15 protein-coding genes and 1 tRNA gene are annotated in these 18,040 nt (G+C 45.1%); 9 read left to right on the forward strand and 7 right to left on the reverse strand.

Features of this window, described 5'->3' with window-relative positions; genetic code table 11:
- Window positions 1-39: 39 nt before the first annotated feature.
- A tRNA-Ser gene (locus ONE56_RS08840) sits at window positions 40-130 on the forward strand.
- Window positions 131-676: 546 nt separating this feature from the next.
- Window positions 677-2,713 carry a hypothetical protein gene (locus tag ONE56_RS08845; protein WP_423839686.1) on the forward strand — a complete coding sequence of 679 codons (2,037 nt, stop codon included), beginning with the start codon at window positions 677-679 and terminating at the stop codon, window positions 2,711-2,713.
- A gap of 79 nt (window positions 2,714-2,792) precedes the next feature.
- Here ONE56_RS08845 and ONE56_RS08850 read toward each other — a convergent pair whose 3' ends face one another.
- The 5 genes from ONE56_RS08850 to ONE56_RS08870 form a co-directional block, all read right to left on the reverse strand.
- Window positions 2,793-3,005 (reverse strand): DUF3955 domain-containing protein, encoded by a 213-nt coding sequence (locus ONE56_RS08850; protein ID WP_423839687.1) that lies wholly within the window; start codon window positions 3,003-3,005, stop codon window positions 2,793-2,795.
- Between the two features lie 134 nt (window positions 3,006-3,139).
- Complete coding sequence (locus ONE56_RS08855) at window positions 3,140-4,057, reverse strand: histone deacetylase family protein (protein ID WP_423839688.1); 918 nt, start codon at window positions 4,055-4,057, stop codon at window positions 3,140-3,142.
- A gap of 133 nt (window positions 4,058-4,190) precedes the next feature.
- A complete protein-coding gene (locus ONE56_RS08860; protein ID WP_423839689.1) occupies window positions 4,191-6,155 on the reverse strand; it encodes a DNA topoisomerase III in 1,965 nt (654 codons plus the stop codon).
- 97 nt (window positions 6,156-6,252) lie between these two features.
- Window positions 6,253-6,801 carry an NAD(P)H nitroreductase gene (locus ONE56_RS08865; protein ID WP_041154904.1) on the reverse strand — a complete coding sequence of 183 codons (549 nt, stop codon included), beginning with the start codon at window positions 6,799-6,801 and terminating at the stop codon, window positions 6,253-6,255.
- A 196-nt stretch (window positions 6,802-6,997) separates the two neighbouring features.
- Window positions 6,998-9,010 (reverse strand): NADPH-dependent 2,4-dienoyl-CoA reductase, encoded by a 2,013-nt coding sequence (locus tag ONE56_RS08870; protein WP_331437367.1) that lies wholly within the window; start codon window positions 9,008-9,010, stop codon window positions 6,998-7,000.
- Window positions 9,011-9,234: 224 nt separating this feature from the next.
- Here ONE56_RS08870 and sppA point away from each other — a divergent pair, with 224 nt between their 5' ends.
- Both sppA and ansA read left to right on the forward strand, forming a co-directional pair.
- Window positions 9,235-11,085: a signal peptide peptidase SppA gene (sppA, locus tag ONE56_RS08875; protein WP_041154905.1), complete on the forward strand. Its 1,851-nt coding sequence runs from the start codon at window positions 9,235-9,237 to the stop codon at window positions 11,083-11,085.
- Between the two features lie 109 nt (window positions 11,086-11,194).
- Window positions 11,195-12,208 (forward strand): asparaginase, encoded by a 1,014-nt coding sequence (gene ansA, locus ONE56_RS08880; protein ID WP_041154906.1) that lies wholly within the window; start codon window positions 11,195-11,197, stop codon window positions 12,206-12,208.
- Between the two features lie 110 nt (window positions 12,209-12,318).
- On the opposite strand, the gene ONE56_RS08885 is transcribed toward ansA, so the two are convergent.
- Window positions 12,319-12,603, reverse strand: a complete 285-nt coding sequence (locus ONE56_RS08885) for a YeaC family protein (protein ID WP_041154907.1) — start codon at window positions 12,601-12,603, stop codon at window positions 12,319-12,321.
- A gap of 101 nt (window positions 12,604-12,704) precedes the next feature.
- Here ONE56_RS08885 and ONE56_RS08890 point away from each other — a divergent pair, with 101 nt between their 5' ends.
- Window positions 12,705-13,523, forward strand: coding sequence for a DUF2989 domain-containing protein (locus ONE56_RS08890; RefSeq protein ID WP_041154908.1), 819 nt, complete (start codon window positions 12,705-12,707; stop codon window positions 13,521-13,523).
- 137 nt (window positions 13,524-13,660) lie between these two features.
- On the opposite strand, the gene msrB is transcribed toward ONE56_RS08890, so the two are convergent.
- Window positions 13,661-14,074: a peptide-methionine (R)-S-oxide reductase MsrB gene (gene msrB, locus ONE56_RS08895; RefSeq protein ID WP_041154909.1), complete on the reverse strand. Its 414-nt coding sequence runs from the start codon at window positions 14,072-14,074 to the stop codon at window positions 13,661-13,663.
- Window positions 14,075-14,410: 336 nt separating this feature from the next.
- Here msrB and gap point away from each other — a divergent pair, with 336 nt between their 5' ends.
- The 4 genes from gap (at window position 14,411) to ONE56_RS08915 (ending at window position 17,983) form a co-directional block, all read left to right on the forward strand.
- Entirely contained in the window at window positions 14,411-15,406 is a 996-nt protein-coding gene (gene gap, locus ONE56_RS08900) for a type I glyceraldehyde-3-phosphate dehydrogenase (protein ID WP_041154910.1), read from the forward strand.
- Window positions 15,407-15,537: 131 nt separating this feature from the next.
- On the forward strand, window positions 15,538-16,422 hold the full coding sequence (locus ONE56_RS08905; RefSeq protein ID WP_423839690.1) for a D-hexose-6-phosphate mutarotase: 885 nt from the start codon (window positions 15,538-15,540) through the stop codon (window positions 16,420-16,422).
- A gap of 143 nt (window positions 16,423-16,565) precedes the next feature.
- Complete coding sequence (rlmA, locus tag ONE56_RS08910; RefSeq protein ID WP_423839691.1) at window positions 16,566-17,396, forward strand: 23S rRNA (guanine(745)-N(1))-methyltransferase; 831 nt, start codon at window positions 16,566-16,568, stop codon at window positions 17,394-17,396.
- Between the two features lie 230 nt (window positions 17,397-17,626).
- The gene (locus tag ONE56_RS08915; protein ID WP_331437364.1) at window positions 17,627-17,983 is read left to right on the forward strand and encodes a hypothetical protein; all 357 of its coding nucleotides are present in this window, start codon (window positions 17,627-17,629) and stop codon (window positions 17,981-17,983) included.
- Window positions 17,984-18,040 lie beyond the last annotated feature (57 nt).

Below are 18,040 nucleotides of genomic sequence, written 5' to 3' on the forward strand. Positions count from 1 at the left end.
TACAAGATTTTCAAAGCCTTATATTATGCGCATCAACACGGAGAGATGGCTGAGTGGTTGAAAGCACCGGTCTTGAAAACCGGCATACGTTAATAGCGTATCTAGGGTTCAAATCCCTATCTCTCCGCCACATTCAACAAAAACGCCGCTGATTCGTCAGCGGCGTTTTTGTTTTTGCGCACCCCAAAAATATCCGTTCTAGCATGCTACCCTTTCGTAAATGAGTGCTGTTACTCACGGCCACGATTAGGCGACGCCTTCCTTTCTTGCCACCGCAGCTCAATTGTCCTTTCTAACGCAACACCGCGTTTTCATCGAGAAGCCAGTCTCCTTTTCAAGCAGAAATGGCAACATCAACAACCACTCACGCTTAGAACCAAGAGAAGCACATAAAATTGGAGCATTTAACGTTCGGAGGGCACTCAAAACCGACAGTTTCCCAGCCTAAGCGTTTCAATAATGAGCACACACAGCAAACTAAACCACTAAATAAAACCACATTAGTTATATAAAATATCGCATAAAACTAAAAACCGTCATATTTACCTATCAACACCATTATTAAACTTAATTAGATCATTAACTGAGCAATCTCATTAATAATACAGACATAGTTCACACTTTTAATGAAAATGAACGCATACAACCACATTAAACTTGATATGGCTCACGCACAATGAAACTAGTAAGCATCTTTACTATGACTGCAATCACGGCTGCAACTCTAACAGGGTGTGGCGGTGGTGATGGTGGTGATAAATCAAATACTGATCAAGCGACTCAAACAGAGTTAAGCTCGCAACACAATCAAAATACGTCATCAGTAGAATCTACTAGTGCTCAAGCTGATAGTGCGTTGCTGCCCGTCACTGATGGGTCAAACGATACCGATGTTTCGTTTGAGATCCAATCAGTGGTCTCTAATGGCAACACAACTAAAAGCAACAATGGTCACGGCAATCGCCTCTCAAACAACCATGATAACAACGGTAAGCACACTGGTCAGGTGGCTCGAGTAAGTAAGACGGTAAACCACCAAGCGGTTGGCACTACGGTGTGGAGTCAAACGGCTCCGGCGGGTAAAACTGTCGAAGCAAGCACGTCATCGATAACGCCTAAAACAGTGGCAGGAAAAACAGTAAACCACCAAGCGGTTGGAACTACAGTATGGAGCCAGACTCCTATTACAGTTGCTGGTACTTCTTCTGTGGCTAAGACAACTGCTCTAGTAGCTGCTCAAGGTAAAGTTGCTTACAGTGCTGCTAGCACAATTACTGTTGCTTCTGTCCCTACAATTCAGTCTCAGGTTAGCCCTAAGCTAACTCCTAAGCTGATTACGGATACGCCTGTAGCTAAACAGCAATTTATCCCGGCTCCTCGTGATAAGAAGCTGACACCTAAGGCTACTGTAACTCCTACAGCTACAACTCAAGTTATTGCACCAACTCCTGATGTAAAACTAGAAGCTCCTGTAGTTACAAAAGCACCTACGGCTACGGCACCAAGTACTCCTGTGGCTACACCACAAGCTACTCCTGTACCTGAAACTCAAGCTTTGGCTAACCAGACCGAATTACAAGTTAGTAAGTATGGATCTCTACTGGCTGACCGTGCTCATGCACCTCTGCTACCTAATCAGTACGAACCAACGGCTACACTGTTACAAGAGACACCTACACCTGTTACTCAGAAGAACCCAGATCCTACTGATAAAGAAGGTATCCATGAGCAGATTGACCTACAGAAGTCGAAGTATGATTCACTGTTAAACCAAACGCCAGGGGCAACACCAAATGCAACACCAGAACAGATAGTAACAGAACCTAATGTAACGCCTCAAGGTGAACCTGATGCTACTCCCATTGCAATCCCTTCAGCAACGCCTGAAGAAGTCCAAGTAGCTCCTACTGCAAATTTACAAGGTGCCCCGGAAATACCAGAAGAAGCTATTGAGCAAGGTATCCCATCATTCAGTGTGGCTCCTGATGCTCTTGACCAAGGTCAACCGGAAGCTATTCCATTTAACCAAGAACCAGAAGTTGTGCAGCAAACTCCTGAAGCATTTGAAACACCGGAACAGGTACCAAATGTAGAACCACAGGGCGAGCCTAAACTGGTTACTTACGAAGAAACATTCGAAGGTTCTGTTGAAGTAGCTCCTGAAGGTTACAATGCTCCACCTAAGCCTGAACTCGTAGCACCATCGCTAGTCGCTGGTGTCACTCTGACTCCGGAGGTTATTAAAGATCAGACTGCTTTCATTGCTGAAAACTGTTTGGTTAACCTAAACAACTTCGTGTCAGCGAACGGAGGGCTAAATACACTAGGCGGTTTGGATTTCCAACGTCAAAGCACAGATGTAGGTTCACTACCAGAAGTTGACCAATTGGGGTATGCAATTGAGGTATTCTCACTGTTACAAGAGTATCTAACCGAAACCGGAAATTTCTCTGCAACAGCTAATGCTCACGCTGGTAATTCCAAAAACAGTCATACTAAAGAACACTGGACTGTAGACGCTACCAACGGTACGTACGAACTATCGACTGACGTAAACATAGACCACGCTAACTTTACTGTTCAGTTAGATGGAACATCAGGTGAGTTCATCCTATTGGACGGTAACGGTATCAAGTTTGCTCGTGTCTCATCGACGGGTAAAGCTGGTAATTGTGCCGAAGCACAGCTTCAGGTTAGTCTAACCGACAACTAAACTCCAACTAGCACATTACAAAAAAGGCTACTCCTCGGAGTAGCCTTTGCTGTTTGTGTGGTGAGCTCCCAATGAAAACTCAGTGAGGTTTCTTGCTGCGCTTTAAATAAGTCACGACGAAAGCCACACCTGCGAGTAGCTCTAACAGCCAGAAGATCGGAATAAGCGCAAACGGCTCAACCAAAATACCATTTTCATCAACGTGTGAACCGACTGTGTTGTAAGCCACTAGACTCACAATGCCCGCTATACATAAGACAACACTGACTTTGTATACTTTAAGAAGTCTCATCTAAACCTCTGGTTATGGAATGCCCAACCATTCAACACCGTATTCACCACTCCATTCAAGCAGAGATAAAGAAGAATGCGGACTATCTCATTAGTGCATCAAGTTCTTTTACATTCGACTCGGCGTTACGTCGATTATGTAAACGCTTCTACGCTCGCTTGAATAAGCTGCATATGAATGGGGACTAAGTCTTGATGATGGGTTCGGTAACCTCCGCCAACGACCGCCGCAACTGGAATACTTCTGTCTTTCATTAACTGCATTACGAAGCGGTCGCGATCCAATATCGCTTGCGTAGACACATCGAAGTAACCAAGTTCATCGTCAATGTGGATATCGACACCAGCATCATAAATCACCATATCAGGGCGGTGCAGGTTGAGCGCCATGGTCACGACTTCTTTGAACGTCATTAAGAAGGTTTCGTCACTGGTTCCTCGCGCCAATGGAACATCCAGATCAGACTGAGGTTTTCTTGCGGGGAAGTTTTTATCGCAATGGAAGGATAGCGTCACTATGTCTGGCTCTTCCTGACATAGCGTCGCAGTACCGTCACCATGATGAACATCACTGTCGATGATCAAAATTTTATCGACGTGCTCATGTTTCAACATATGCTTGGCTGCGATGGCAAGATCATTAAACAAACAAAAACCACTGCCAAAATCTTTATGTGCGTGGTGATAGCCGCCACTCAGATGCAAAGCAATACCATGTTCCCACGCTTTTTCCGCAGTAAGCACTGTACCTGCGGTCGACGTCAGTGTTCTCGTGATCAGCCCTTCACTCCATGGAAAGCCTATACGTCGCATCTTGGCCGCTGGCATGGTGCCATTGACAAGTAAATCCACGTACTCTTCATCATGCACGCCCTTTATTTCTTCAACCGATAACGCTTGAGGTTCAAAAAACTGGACTTTATCTTGCCAGTTCTGCTCCGTTATTCGTGCCTGGACCGCATCATAGAGGTATTGATACTTCATGATCGGATAGCGGTGCCCTTCCGGCAAATCAAGTTGAGAATAGATTGGGTGGTAGATCAGTGGCAGCATAACAATGTCTTGTGATTGATTTCGTCAGAATAGTAGCAAGTTCAAGAATGGATTCAACCGCAAACCGTTGATAAAGAATAACCACAAAAGCGGCATACAAATAGACCGCTTGCTTGTCGATAAAGTTGACGATTTACGAAGATTTGCGTCTGGATGCAGTCGGCTTAGATGCGCCACCTTTTGAGTAACTGCGTTTTTTTCGCTTAAAGGCTGGCCGCTCGACTTTAGGTAAATGGCGTAAAGACTCAGGAATTGGACCCGACTTGACTTGCCCCATTAGTCCATCGATCCGCTGTTCTAGCGCCTGCATAAATGGCTGGTAAGCTTGATTTTTCTCTGCCATGCCTTGCAACTGGTGTTCCCAATGCGCAGTCATATCAGGATAAGTGGCATCTTGTGGAAGTGCATGAATAAGACCGCGGCCCGCGGGTGAGCTAAGGATTGACTTCCCTTGGCGAGTCAAAAGTTGTCGTTTGAAAAGCGTATCGAGTATTCCGGCTCGTGTGGCTTCCGTACCAAGACCGTCGGTGTCACGAAGTATTTTTTTCAACTCTTTGTCCGCTACATAACGGGCAATTCCCGTCATGGCTTGCAGCAGGCTCGCTTCGGTAAAGTGCTTTGGCGGTTCGGTTTTACGATCTTTGATTTCACCTTCGCGACAAGTCAGCACCGTTCCTTCCGTCAACGGGGGCACTGCATCGATGCCATCGTCGTCTTTGTCCGTTTTCCCCATCAACGCTTTCCAGCCTGGATAAACCAGCTGACGACCTTTGGCGATAAAGGTGCCACCAGCAATATCGAACACCAGCTTAGCTTCGGCGTATACGGCTGCCGGATAAAACTGCATGAGATATTGACGTGCAATAAGCTGATACACTTTCATCTCATTACCAGATAATGCGTTGACGCTCGCTTTTTTCGGTGTCGGAATGATCGCGTGGTGTGCATCGACTTTTTTGTCGTTCCACGCTTTTGATTTCAGTGACAAGTCCGCCCCATGAACCGCACTTTGCAGCTCTTTGGCATTGTTTGAAATCGCCGAAGTCACTAAGTCAGCTTGTGCAAAGTGCTCTATCGGAAGGTAACGACAATCCGAACGTGGGTAAGTGATCAGTTTGTGCTTTTCATACAACGCTTGACAGGTATCTAGGACTTGCTGCGCACTCATCCCATAGCGCTTCGCAGCATCAATTTGTAGAGCGGACAGAGAGTACGGAAGTGGTGCCGACTGCTTGGTTTGCTTCTGTTCCGATTCTTTCACCGTGGCTGGCTGGTTCTTAATACGAGCAGCAACGTTCTCCACCAGCTTTCGGTTTAAAACACGCCCTTCCTCATCTTGCCAAGGTTTACACGCTTCACTTGGCTTCCAACGCGCACGAATGTCGAAAGCACCATTTTGATCTTGATACGGGATTAACGCATGCAATGTGAAATAATCTTTAGGGATAAAGCTTTCGATTTCTTCATCGCGGCGAACCACAAGCCCCAAAACTGGCGTTTGTACTCGGCCGACCGATAACACGCCCTGATACCCAGCCTTTTGACCTAACAACGTATAAGCACGAGACATATTCATCCCATACAGCCAGTCCGCCCGAGAACGCGCCAACGCGGACACGGAAAGTGGAATAAAATCGCGGTTACTGCGCATTGAGCTAAGCGCTCGTTTGACGGCGGGTAAGTTTAAGTCGGAAATAAGAAGGCGTTGCGTAGCGGCTTTTTTGGTTTTCGATAATTTGCAGTAATCAAGCACTTCATCAACCAAAAGTTGACCTTCGCGATCTGGGTCTCCGGCATGAATGACCTCAGTGGCCTCTTTAAGTAGCTTGCGGATCACTGTCAATTGCTTACTGGCGCTCTTCCTTGGCCTTAACTGCCACTGCTCAGGAACGATAGGCAGATCCGCCATATTCCATTTTTTGTAGCGTTCGTCATAAGCGTCTGGCTCTACCTGCTCCAATAAATGACCGATACACCAAGTCACCACGTCTCCATTGCCACAGCGAATGAAGCCTTGGTCTTTCTTTTGAGGGTTAGGAAGTGCAGCAGCAATCGCGCGGCCAAGGCTTGGTTTTTCAGCAATAAACAGACGAGACATAACAATTTAACAGTAATAATAATTAGGGCCACATTATCGAATGTGGCCCTAACAAATCAAGAAAAACTGTACAGATAGACAGTATAGATAGCTATTTTTAGAGAAACTGAACAAATTCCGACAGTTCTCGCTCCGGCACTTTCATCGGAGAGCAGCCAGCCGAGCCCAAGTAAAGGAAACCAACTATTTGATCTTCCCCTTCCAGTCCAAACGCTTTATGCACTTCAGGGTGGAACATCCATGATCCAGAACGCCAAAAACCTTGGAAGCCTTGCGCAACGGCGGCCATTTGCATTGCTTGCACAGCACAACCCGCCGAGAGATACTGCTCAAAGGCCGGCACTTTATCGTGTTTGGTCACCTTTGCGATCACCGTGATCACCATAGGTGCACGAAATGGCGCATTCTTGACTTTTTCAACCACAGTATCGTCACTGTTTTCAGCTACGGCAGCTTTTACCAATACATCCGATAATTTTTTCAAACCGTCGCCTTGCGCAATCACAAAACGCCATGGTGTTAAACCCGCATGGTCTGGCGCACGAAGTCCGGCGCGAATAATGTTTTCCAACTCCTGCCCTTCTGGTGCGGGCGCAGTGAGCTTCGCAATAGAACGACGATTAAGCAATAGATCGAGTGCTTCCATTAACAGGCCTCTTTTAAATCGAAAACGTTATCATTTACAAGATACTTTAACACAGTTTTTATGCTTAAATAACAAGCCGTTTTATGTGGATTTGATCCAGTCGTCTTTGATGACCCCAAGAGTGGACTTCATACGGGACTATTCCAGAAAATCCAGAGAACGTCGATTTTTCCCTTCGATAGCTTCACCACAAATTTTATAGCTTCACCGCAAGTTTGACACCTTGACGTATCGCCCGAACGGCATCGAGTTCACCAGCATGGTCCGCACCACCAATGATGTGCAGCTTATCCCCTAGCTCCGCCCACTTATCTTCAAATGGCCGAACAGACTCTTGGCCTGCGCAAATGACCACTTTATCGGCAGCTAATAATTGAGCATGACCATCAATGTGGATGTGTAATCCGTTATCATCAATCTTGTCATAGGATACGCCACCGAGCAGATGAACGCCTCGTTTTTCTAATGTACGTTTGTGAATCCAGCCAGTCGTTTTTCCTGGACCTTTGCCAACTCGCCCTTTGCGGCGCTGCAATACCCAAACCTCTTTCTCACTCACCGAGTCAGGAAAAGGATACAGTCCACCTGGTTGAGACATTTCTTTGTCGATGCCCCATTCATGTAACCAGTCATCAAGCGAGTGCTCTACTGGCTCGGTGATCATGGTCGCCACGTCCACACCAATACCTCCAGCGCCCACTATTGCAACTTTTTCACCGACAGGCGTTTTGTCGCGGATCAACGTTTGGTAATCAACTACCTTATCTTGGTTGTTGATTCCCTCTATCGAGAGTTTACGAGGCTCAACTCCCGAAGCCATGACCACCTCATCGTACTCACGGAGTAAATCATAGTTCGCTTCGGTAGATAGATGAAGGTTTACGCCCGTTTCATCAATGCGATTCGCGAAGTAACGAATTGTCTCCCTAAATTCTTCTTTACCCGGAATTTGCATCGCTAAGCGGAATTGTCCACCAATGCGATCTCTTTTCTCAAACAAGTCGACTTTATGACCGCGCTCTGCCAGTGTTGTTGCGCACGCCAACCCTGCTGGCCCTGCTCCAACCACGGCGATACTTTTCTTCTTAAAAGTCGGTTCGACCACTATTTCGGTTTCGTAACAGGCAAGAGGATTGACCAAGCAACTGGCGCGCTTGCCTTTGAATACATTGTCCAAACACGCTTGATTACAACCAATACAGGTGTTGATTAACTGCGCTTTCTCTTGCTCCGCTTTCGCCACGAAATAAGGATCAGCTAGGAATGGGCGAGCCATAGAAACCATATCCGCTTGACCCGATGAGAGAATACGCTCGGCTTCTTCAGGGGTGTTAATACGATTACAGGTAACAATGGGTACCGTCACATGTGGTTTTACTTTTTCTGTTACCCAAGTAAATGCACCACGAGGAACCTGAGTAGCAATCGTCGGAATGCGTGCTTCGTGCCAACCAATACCGGTATTAATAATGGTCACACCCGCGTCTTCAAGCCCTTTTGCCAGCTCAATAACGTCTTCAAATGTGCTGCCCTGCTCGACTAAATCCAACATAGATAAACGGAAAATAATAATAAATTCGTTGCCAACGGCTTTACGTACTGCTTTAACAATCTCTAAAGGAAAACGCATCCGCTTTTGATAACTGCCTCCCCATTCGTCATAACGCACGTTAGTCCGCTTACACAGGAACTGGTTAATCAAATACCCTTCTGATCCCATAAGTTCTACGCCATCATAACCGGCGCGCTGAGCAAGCTCTGCACTGTTCGCAAAGTCACTAATGGTGCTTTTTATCTGACGATCGCTCATCTCACTCGGCGCAAACTTCGCAATCGGCGCTTTGATTCCCGACGCGCTTTGCGCCAGCGGATGCATCGCATATCGACCCGCATGAAGAATTTGCAGGGCTATTTTGCTGCCATGTTTGTGCACTGCGTCAGTAACCACACGGTGTGCCTGAGCGTGTTTAGGTTTACTAAACTCGGCACTTAGAGGGTGTAATCGACCACGCAAATTGGGAGAGAAGCCTCCTGTGACAATAAGCCCAACACCTCCTTTCGCACGCTCTTCATAAAAGGCGGCGAGTTTGGTGAGCCCTTCCTTATCTTCTTCTAGACCCGTGTGCATCGATCCCATTAGCACTCGATTTCGCAGTTGTGTAAAACCGAGATCTAATGGCTTTAATAAATTAGGGTACATGGCAGACATGACAAAACTTCCATTTTTATTATCTTGTCTGACCAGACTAATCCTGCCAAATCAAAAAATCAAACACCCGTTTACATTTTTGTAACACCGATCAATCTAGCGTTAAAATATGCCAATTGTTGAGTGAGCGTGATAAGCTAAAAACATGTTAGTTTTTGAGATCTTAGAGATAAGACCCCATACTTTGTAAGATTCGGGAGAGATTATCTTGCTTTGGAGACATGATGAAAAAACTCTTTAAGTTTATCGGATTGATATTTAAGGGAATTTGGAAGAGCATTACTTTCATCAGGCTGGCGTTAGCCAACTTGATTTTTTTGGTGATGATAGCCGTTTTTTACTTTGCGTTTACCTACACTGGGGAAGGCAAACCAGTCGTTGATAAAGAATCGGCATTAGTGTTGAACCTATCCGGCCCTATTGTCGAACAAAGTCGCTATATCAACCCTATGGATTCCGTATCCGGTTCTTTATTGGGCCAGGATATGCCAAAGGAAAACGTCGTATTTGATATCGTTGATACCATACGTTATGCCAAAGACGATCCAAAAATATCCGGTTTAGTTCTGGCCCTGCGTGACATGCGAGAGACCAACTTGACCAAATTGCGCTACATTGCAAAAGCGTTAAACGAGTTTAAGTCCTCAGGAAAGCCTGTCTATGCCGTTGGTGATTTTTATAATCAAAGCCAATACTACTTAGCCAGTTATGCAGATAAAGTGTACTTAGCGCCTGATGGCGGTGTATTGATTAAGGGCTACAGTGCGTATTCAATGTACTACAAAACGCTATTAGATAAGCTAGAAGTGTCTACGCACGTCTTCCGCGTCGGTACGTATAAATCAGCCATTGAACCGTTTATCCGCGATGACATGTCAGATGCTGCGAAAGAGTCCGCAACCCGTTGGGTAACACAATTGTGGAATGCTTATGTCGATGACGTCGCGACAAATCGTAAACTGGATGCAAAAGTCCTGAACCCTACAATGGATGAGCTGTTGGCCGAAATGAAATCCGTTGATGGCGATCTGTCGCAATTAGCCTTGAAAATGGGATTAGTAGATCAACTAGCGACCCGACAAGATATTCGGACTCTTTTTGCCAAAGAGTTTGGCAGTGACGGTAAAGATAGTTACAACGCAATAAGTTATTACGATTACCTAGCGACTATGCATCCGGACAGCCAACTTGCGGAAAATGATGTTGCTGTTGTGGTGGCGAGCGGCACCATCATGGATGGCGAGCAACCTCGTGGTACTGTTGGTGGCGATACGATAGCAAGTCTTTTACGTCAAGCGCGCAATGACAGCAAAGTAAAAGCGGTAGTTCTTCGGGTGGACAGCCCGGGTGGCAGTGCCTTTGCTTCAGAAGTGATTCGTAATGAAGTGGAAGCATTAAAACAAGCGGGCAAACCCGTCGTTGTTTCGATGTCGAGCCTTGCGGCTTCCGGAGGTTATTGGATTTCCATGAGCGCAGATAAAATCGTCGCTCAACCAACCACATTGACCGGTTCTATCGGTATCTTTAGTGTGATAACCACATTTGAAAAAGGCTTTAGTAAACTTGGTATCAATACTGATGGCGTTGGAACATCACCGTTTTCGGGTGAAGGCATTACCACCGGGCTGTCTGATGAAGCCTCTCAAGCTTTCCAACTTAGTATTGAGCATGGGTACAAACGCTTTATCTCTCTAGTCGGAAAGAGTCGTGATATGTCATTACAAGAAGTCGATGACGTTGCGCAAGGTCGTGTATGGACAGGACAAGACGCGCTCTCCTTCGGCCTGGTCGACCAAATGGGTGATTTTGATGATGCCGTCGCACTCGCAGCTAAACTTGCTGATATGACGGACTACAATATTTATTGGGTAGAAGAACCATTATCACCTGCTGAGCTATTCTTACAAGAATTCATGAAGCAAGCCAAAGTGTCTCTTGGAATTGACGCAACAAGCTTACTGCCAAAAAGCTTATTGCCTGTTGCTCAACAGTTAGAGCAAGACGCAAGCTTGCTGCAGAGCTTTAATGATCCAAAAGGACAATATGCATTCTGTTTAAATTGCGAAGTACAATAGAGCTAACCATCTAAATAAAAAGGGGCATCTCTTAGAGATATGCCCCTTTTTATTACCCATCATTTCGTTATAATCCGCGCACTGTTCCTTACATGAAAGAATAAAAACGATGACTAGAAAACATATCTACATCGCGTATACCGGTGGCACTATCGGCATGCAAAAGTCAGATCACGGTTATGTACCTATCGCTGGATTCATGGATAAGCAACTGGCGGCCATGCCGGAGTTTCATCGTCCAGAGATGCCTGAATACACCATCCACGAATACGACCCGCTGATTGACTCTTCAGACATGACACCCGCCGACTGGCAGCAAATTGCAAACGATATCCGTGATAACTATGACAAATATGATGGGTTTGTGATTTTGCACGGCACGGATACTATGGCGTACACCGCTTCTGCCCTGTCTTTCATGCTAGAAAATCTCGGTAAGCCCGTTATTGTGACTGGCTCACAAATTCCATTGGCAGAGCTACGCTCAGATGGTCAAGCAAACCTATTGAATGCCTTGCATATCGCTGCCAACTACCCGATCAATGAAGTGACCCTATTCTTCAATAACCAATTGATGCGTGGTAACCGCAGTACCAAATCTCATGCAGATGGCTTCAACGCATTTACCTCGCCAAACCTTCCACCACTGTTGGAAGCAGGTATCAACATTCAAGTAAGCAACAACGTGACTGTTAATGCTCAACCTGAAGGCGTATTTAAAGTTCATGACATTACACCGCAACCAATTGGTGTAATTACAATGTACCCAGGCATTTCTCATGAAGTGATCCGTAACACTCTGCGCCAGCCGGTGAACGCAATGATTCTCCTAACTTTCGGTGTTGGGAATGCCCCACAAAACCCTGAACTGCTGGGTCACCTAAAAGAAGCCTCCGAGCGCGGCGTTATTGTCGTAAACCTCACGCAATGCTTAGCAGGAAAGGTGAACATGGGCGGATATGCCACAGGCTGTGCGTTGGCTGATGCGGGCGTGATCAGCGGGTTTGATATGACACCAGAAGCGGCACTGGCAAAACTTCACTATCTTCTCAGTCAGAACCTGTCTTACGAACAAGTAAAGGAACAGATGCAGCAAGTACTTCGCGGTGAAATGAGTTTATAACTGTCTGCGTCTAGATTTTCGACCCCTGTACTTACAAAAATCAAAAGTAGTAATTAAAAAAGCCCATCTCTGGGCTTTTTTGGTTCTATGCGCAACGGAGTAACGAGAAACTAGTCAGCATTCGGGTTTACTCGCACAATATCGCCTTGATTGGTTCTAAATTGTTTTTTCAACTCTTGCTTAGATTTAAAGCTGATCTCACCGCCTGCAGCTACCGTCATATGTTGTGCATCAGTATTATGTTTTGATTGATACAACATCACAGCTTGCATACATGAGTCTCGCTGCTGCTGAGAAAGTGTTGTACCCTCTGGCCATCTTCCCGTTTCGACAGCGTAAACCAAACGATCATAAACTTCTGGAGTTATCGCATTTAATAATTGTTCTGCGTCCATAATGTACCTTTTTATTACATTCTTTTCCCAGAACATAACGGGTTAAAGCGTTGAGTCAAGAATACGCGAATGAATTGGTGTAACGGATCACAGGCAAAACCATGAAAACAACTTACTGGTCAGTCGCTGGGCTTACTACTCTCATCCTAACAGGCTGCTTTGAACGCAATACCACAACAGAAAAGCTGTGTAAAAATACGCCAGAACTGCGTTGTGAGCACCTCAACATGGATGATGGACAGTGCCGAATTCCACGTACTGATTTAATTTGGCACCGCAATGAACAACTAAAAAACCCATCGGAAGCAAACCAAATTATTGAATACGGCTTAGTTGCGGAGTATCGCAAATGTCTTGAATTGGCATCGCAAATCACGCCTATCGATCAAAGCAAACTAAAACAGCAACGATTTAGCGCATTGGTACACAGTATTGATGAACTTAAACGTATCGTTGGGGAACTCAAAAAGTCAGACCGACCTGAGACATTGTACTTTTTATGGTCCCAGACTGGTGATACAGAAGCCCGCCGTCGTTTTTTACAAATGGAAGGCTCGTCAAAATTAAATACCGCTGAAATGCAGTTCGCGTTAGCCACCTTTTATACGAATAGAGATAAGAATAAAACCCTCACCTTGCTCAACAACGCCTTGAGCTTATCGAATAAAGACAACGTAAACCCTGTTATTCTTAAATCTTTGGCCAGTCTAAACCAAAGTCTAGGTAACAAACAGGATGCTTACTTGTGGGCAATGGTTGCCAAAAGATTTGATGTGCCTTTGGCTGACGAGAAGCAATTAAAAAGAATGTATGATTTTGACGACCCTAACCAATATGAGCATTTAGACGATCAGGCAGAGGTCATCGCCAAAGCAATCGAAAATGGGACATATTCAACAACCATGATTCCAGGAAAATGAATGAGCTCTTAATAACATTATCGAAATAAAAAACTCCCGACTGGGAGTTTTTTATTTCTGGGCGCAACATTTATCCCAACTCGATACGCAGGGTGCTAATATTTTGAAAGGATAAAACACCACTAGCGTTAATATTGTCATTTATTGTCAGTTCTGTTGAAAATTAACGACACTGAGTTGACGCAATAACGTTCACCTGTTGTCACTGGTCCATCCTCAAAAACATGCCCCAAATGACTGTCACACGTCGCACATCGAATCTCTGTACGTACCATTCCGTGACTTAGATCTTTCAAATAGCGCACAGCGGTATCATTAATCGGAGCATCGAAGCTGGGCCAACCACACCCTGAATCATATTTGTTGTCAGACACAAACAAGGGGGCCTGACAGCAGGTACAGGCATAAACACCCGTTTCCTTATTATGCAATAACTTACCACTGAAGGGCGGCTCAGTGCCTTGCTCTCGGCAGATGCGAAACTCTTCTTCTGATAGCTGCTCACGCCACTGTTCTTCTGACTTCGTGACTTTTTTTCCGCTTTGTTCCACTCAGTTTTATTCCTTCTACTCTATATTTAGTGATGAATTTTTTTGCAAAAAACTTGATTCTCGCAATAGTTGTAGCACATACTTTCTCACTAGGACACTATGTGTGATTAATTTGATAAGAGTACTTATCTTACGGGTTATATTACGCCAACTGGTATACGGAATTTCAGTAAAAAGTTTAAAAAACGAACATTTGCAAAGAATTGTTAAAAAAAGCGTCTCTTTTTTTTGACTTTAAACAAGTTAAGTCCGATTATCTGTTGCAGATGTTTACTGGATTTTGTAATTTTACTACCAGTTATCTTTAATCAGAAATTAAGTTGTGGAGCAACTATAATGACTATCAAAGTAGGTATTAACGGTTTTGGCCGTATCGGTCGTTTCGTATTTCGTGCAGCACAAGAGCGCGCTGACATTGAAGTAGTAGGTATCAACGACCTTATCGATGTAGATTACATGGCATACATGCTTAAGTATGACTCAACTCACGGTCGTTTCAACGGTACTGTTGAAGTTGAAGGTGGTAACCTAATCGTAAACGGTAAGACTGTACGTGTTACTGCTGAGCGTAACCCAGAAGACCTAAAATGGGATGCTATCGACGTTGACGTTGTAGCTGAAGCAACTGGTCTTTTCCTAACTGACGAGACTGCACGTAAGCACATCACTGCAGGTGCTAAGAAAGTTGTTCTTACAGGTCCTTCTAAAGACGCAACTCCAATGTTCGTTAACGGCGTAAACTTCGACACTTACGCAGGCCAAGACATCGTTTCTAACGCTTCTTGTACTACTAACTGTCTAGCGCCTATCGCTAAAGTTCTTAACGACAAGTTCGGTATCGAATCTGGTCTTATGACTACAGTTCACGCTACTACTGCAACTCAAAAAACTGTTGACGGTCCTTCTGCGAAAGACTGGCGCGGTGGTCGTGGTGCTTCTCAAAACATCATCCCATCTTCAACTGGTGCTGCTAAAGCTGTAGGCGTTGTACTTCCAGAAGTAAACGGCAAACTAACTGGTATGGCTTTCCGCGTACCAACAGCTAACGTTTCTGTAGTTGACCTAACAGTTAACCTAGTAAACGGTGCTTCTTACGAAGCTATCTGTGCAGCGATGAAAGAAGCTTCTGAAGGCGAACTAAAAGGCGTTCTAGGCTACACTGAAGATGCAGTAGTATCTCAAGACTTCATCGGCGAAACTTGCACTTCAGTATTCGATGCTAAAGCTGGTATCGCGCTAACTGACAAATTCGTTAAAGTTGTATCTTGGTACGACAACGAAATCGGTTACTCAAACAAAGTTCTAGACCTAATCGCTCACATCTCTAAGTAATTATTACTTAGCGTTATAATCAGCGTTTAGCGATTAACTTCGTGATAAAAGGCGGCTCTAGAGTCGCCTTTTTTGTATCTGGAATTTGAGGATTGTTCTACCTATCCTCACCAGCGAAAGGAACTGAACTGATGGATTTAAACACTCTTCCTGCCCTAACCGTTCTTTCTGACAATGTAACCGTTGTTGAAGTCGACCAAGTTAAAGTTGTTCGTATTATTCACGAGAAAGCAACAGCAGGTATTGCTTTACATGGTGGTCACCTGCTGTCTTTTACGCCTAACGGTCAAGACGACCTCATCTGGATGAGCGAAAAGGCCATCTTTGATGGTAAAGCAGCCATACGGGGTGGTATTCCGGTTTGCTGGCCTTGGTTTGGCCGCATTGCCACTCCCGCACACGGATTTGCCCGTACATCAGAATGGGAGTTAGTCGAACACCGCGAAAATGAGAACGGCGTAATAGTCGAGCTCGCTTTGCTACCATCTGAGGAAACGCTACAAATATGGCCGCACATGTTCGACGCGCGCCTGATTGTTGAAGTCAGTGAAACGCTAAAAATGACGTTGAAAGTGCTCAATATCGATGATGAAGCTTGGACATTTTCTGGTGCTCTTCATACCTATTTGAATGTAGGCGATGTGAAACAAGCGCAAACCACTGGTATGGGCCGCGAATATATCGATAGCTTGAAAAATAGCGAAGTGTGTCAAGGTGAAGAAATCCTTAATCTGACCGACACCATTGATCGCGTCTACACACAACCAGAAGCACAAATTTTGGTGAAAGATCCGATCCTTAACCGCACTCTCAGCATAGAGAACCACGGCCATAACTCCGCAGTTCTGTGGAACCCTTGGGCTGAAGGAGCAAAAGGCATGGGAGATATGGCAGACAATGGCTATGAAACGATGCTTTGTGTTGAGTCTGCCTTGCATTCATCAGACATCGCGCAAGGGAAAACTCTTCAACCAGGCGAGAGTCATGAGCTAATTACCATTATTTCAGCTCACTAATGGCTAAGTAGTGGTGCACGAAACCACAAAGCCGGTTCGCGCCGGCTTTTAAACACCGCACGCCCCCCACAGTCATTTCTTCACTGTGATCAATACACACTTTTTGGTAGAATTTTGCGCCTTACTTTCTGCTTGAGAATGTCATGAATTATCAGTGCCCTTTGTGCAACCAGCCTCTGGAACTCACCGAAAAAACCTTTAAGTGTGAAAACAACCATCAATTTGATCTGGCCAAAGAAGGTTATGTCAATTTAATGCCCGCACACCATAAACGTTCTAAAGATCCTGGTGACAACAAAGAGATGATGCAAGCTCGCCGTCGATTCCTTGAAGGAAATTACTATAACCCGATGCGCCAAGCTGTTGCACTACTGTGCGCAAAGTACACGCAGGGTACTGAACATCGATTGTTAGATATTGGCTGCGGTGAAGGTTACTACACGGATCAAATACAAAAGACGATACAAGAGCAAACTGACACTGCAGAGGTATATGGCTTAGACATTTCAAAAGTTGCCATTCGCTATGCAGCAAAGCGCTACACACAGTGTCATTTTAGTGTGGCTTCTAGCCACCGACTCCCCTTTGCCAATGAATCTTTAGATGCCGTTGTGCGAATTTATGCACCGTGTAAGGCTCAAGAACTCCAGCGCGTTGTCAAAGAGAACGGTGTGGTACTCACCGTCACACCTGCGAGCCGCCATTTGTACCAGCTTCGTGAGCGTATTTACCAAGACGTTAGACTTCACAGCGAAGAACCTGAAGACCTTGGAGGTTATGAATTAGAGCACCAACAACACCTTCACTATGTTATGGATTTGCAAGACGGTGCGGCGTTCGATTTGTTGCAAATGACACCATTCGCATGGAAGGCGACAGATGCACTTCGTGAAGAGCTAAAATCCGCTACCCTGTTCCAATGCGAGGCTGACTTTATGCTACGCGTATATCGTAAATCTATCCCTTCATACTAAACATTCACACTAACGCGCCCCTACAGGGTTCATGCTAATGTGTATGTAAGTTTGGTACGCTCAGTTTGCTATAAATAGGTCTGATTCTTGCTTTTATCCTGAATAGAAATCGAAAGCGGCAAAAACAGACCTATTTTTTTAGCTCATTCATTTAAGAAATACGTAATGCTGTCGATATAAGAACAAGCCCGCACTCAGTGAGCGAGTGCCTGTATTCCAGGGAGTATTCTATGAATCCAGTAGGAAGCTCAGCAGTTAACGTTTATAACAGCCAACCCACTAAAGTGGTGACAACGAAAACCAGTAGTGAAGAGGTCTCTGCGAATTCCATACAAACACCGCAAAGCAAGGTAAGCCTTTCTAACGAAGGTAAAGCGCTTCTTGCAGCGTTGCAGCAAATCGATCAGGAAAGCCAGGCAGAAGCACCAAAAGCGAAAACCGTTGGTGATAAAGTCGAATCATTTGCACATGGTGCGCTAGGAATTGATAGCCCAGAAAAAATCAAAGAAGAGGATGACTCCTATTCTGCAGGGCAATATGTTTCCGCTGCACTCTCTGTTGGTGGATTTTTGCTGGCGCTTCTCTGAGTCGATAGTTGTTGATGCGTATATTAATACATTTAAACGCCCCCTTGGAGCGTTTAA

Origin of the sequence: Vibrio mytili (genome assembly GCF_049563345.1) — a bacterium.
Classification (GTDB): Bacteria; Pseudomonadota; Gammaproteobacteria; order Enterobacterales; family Vibrionaceae; genus Vibrio; species Vibrio mytili.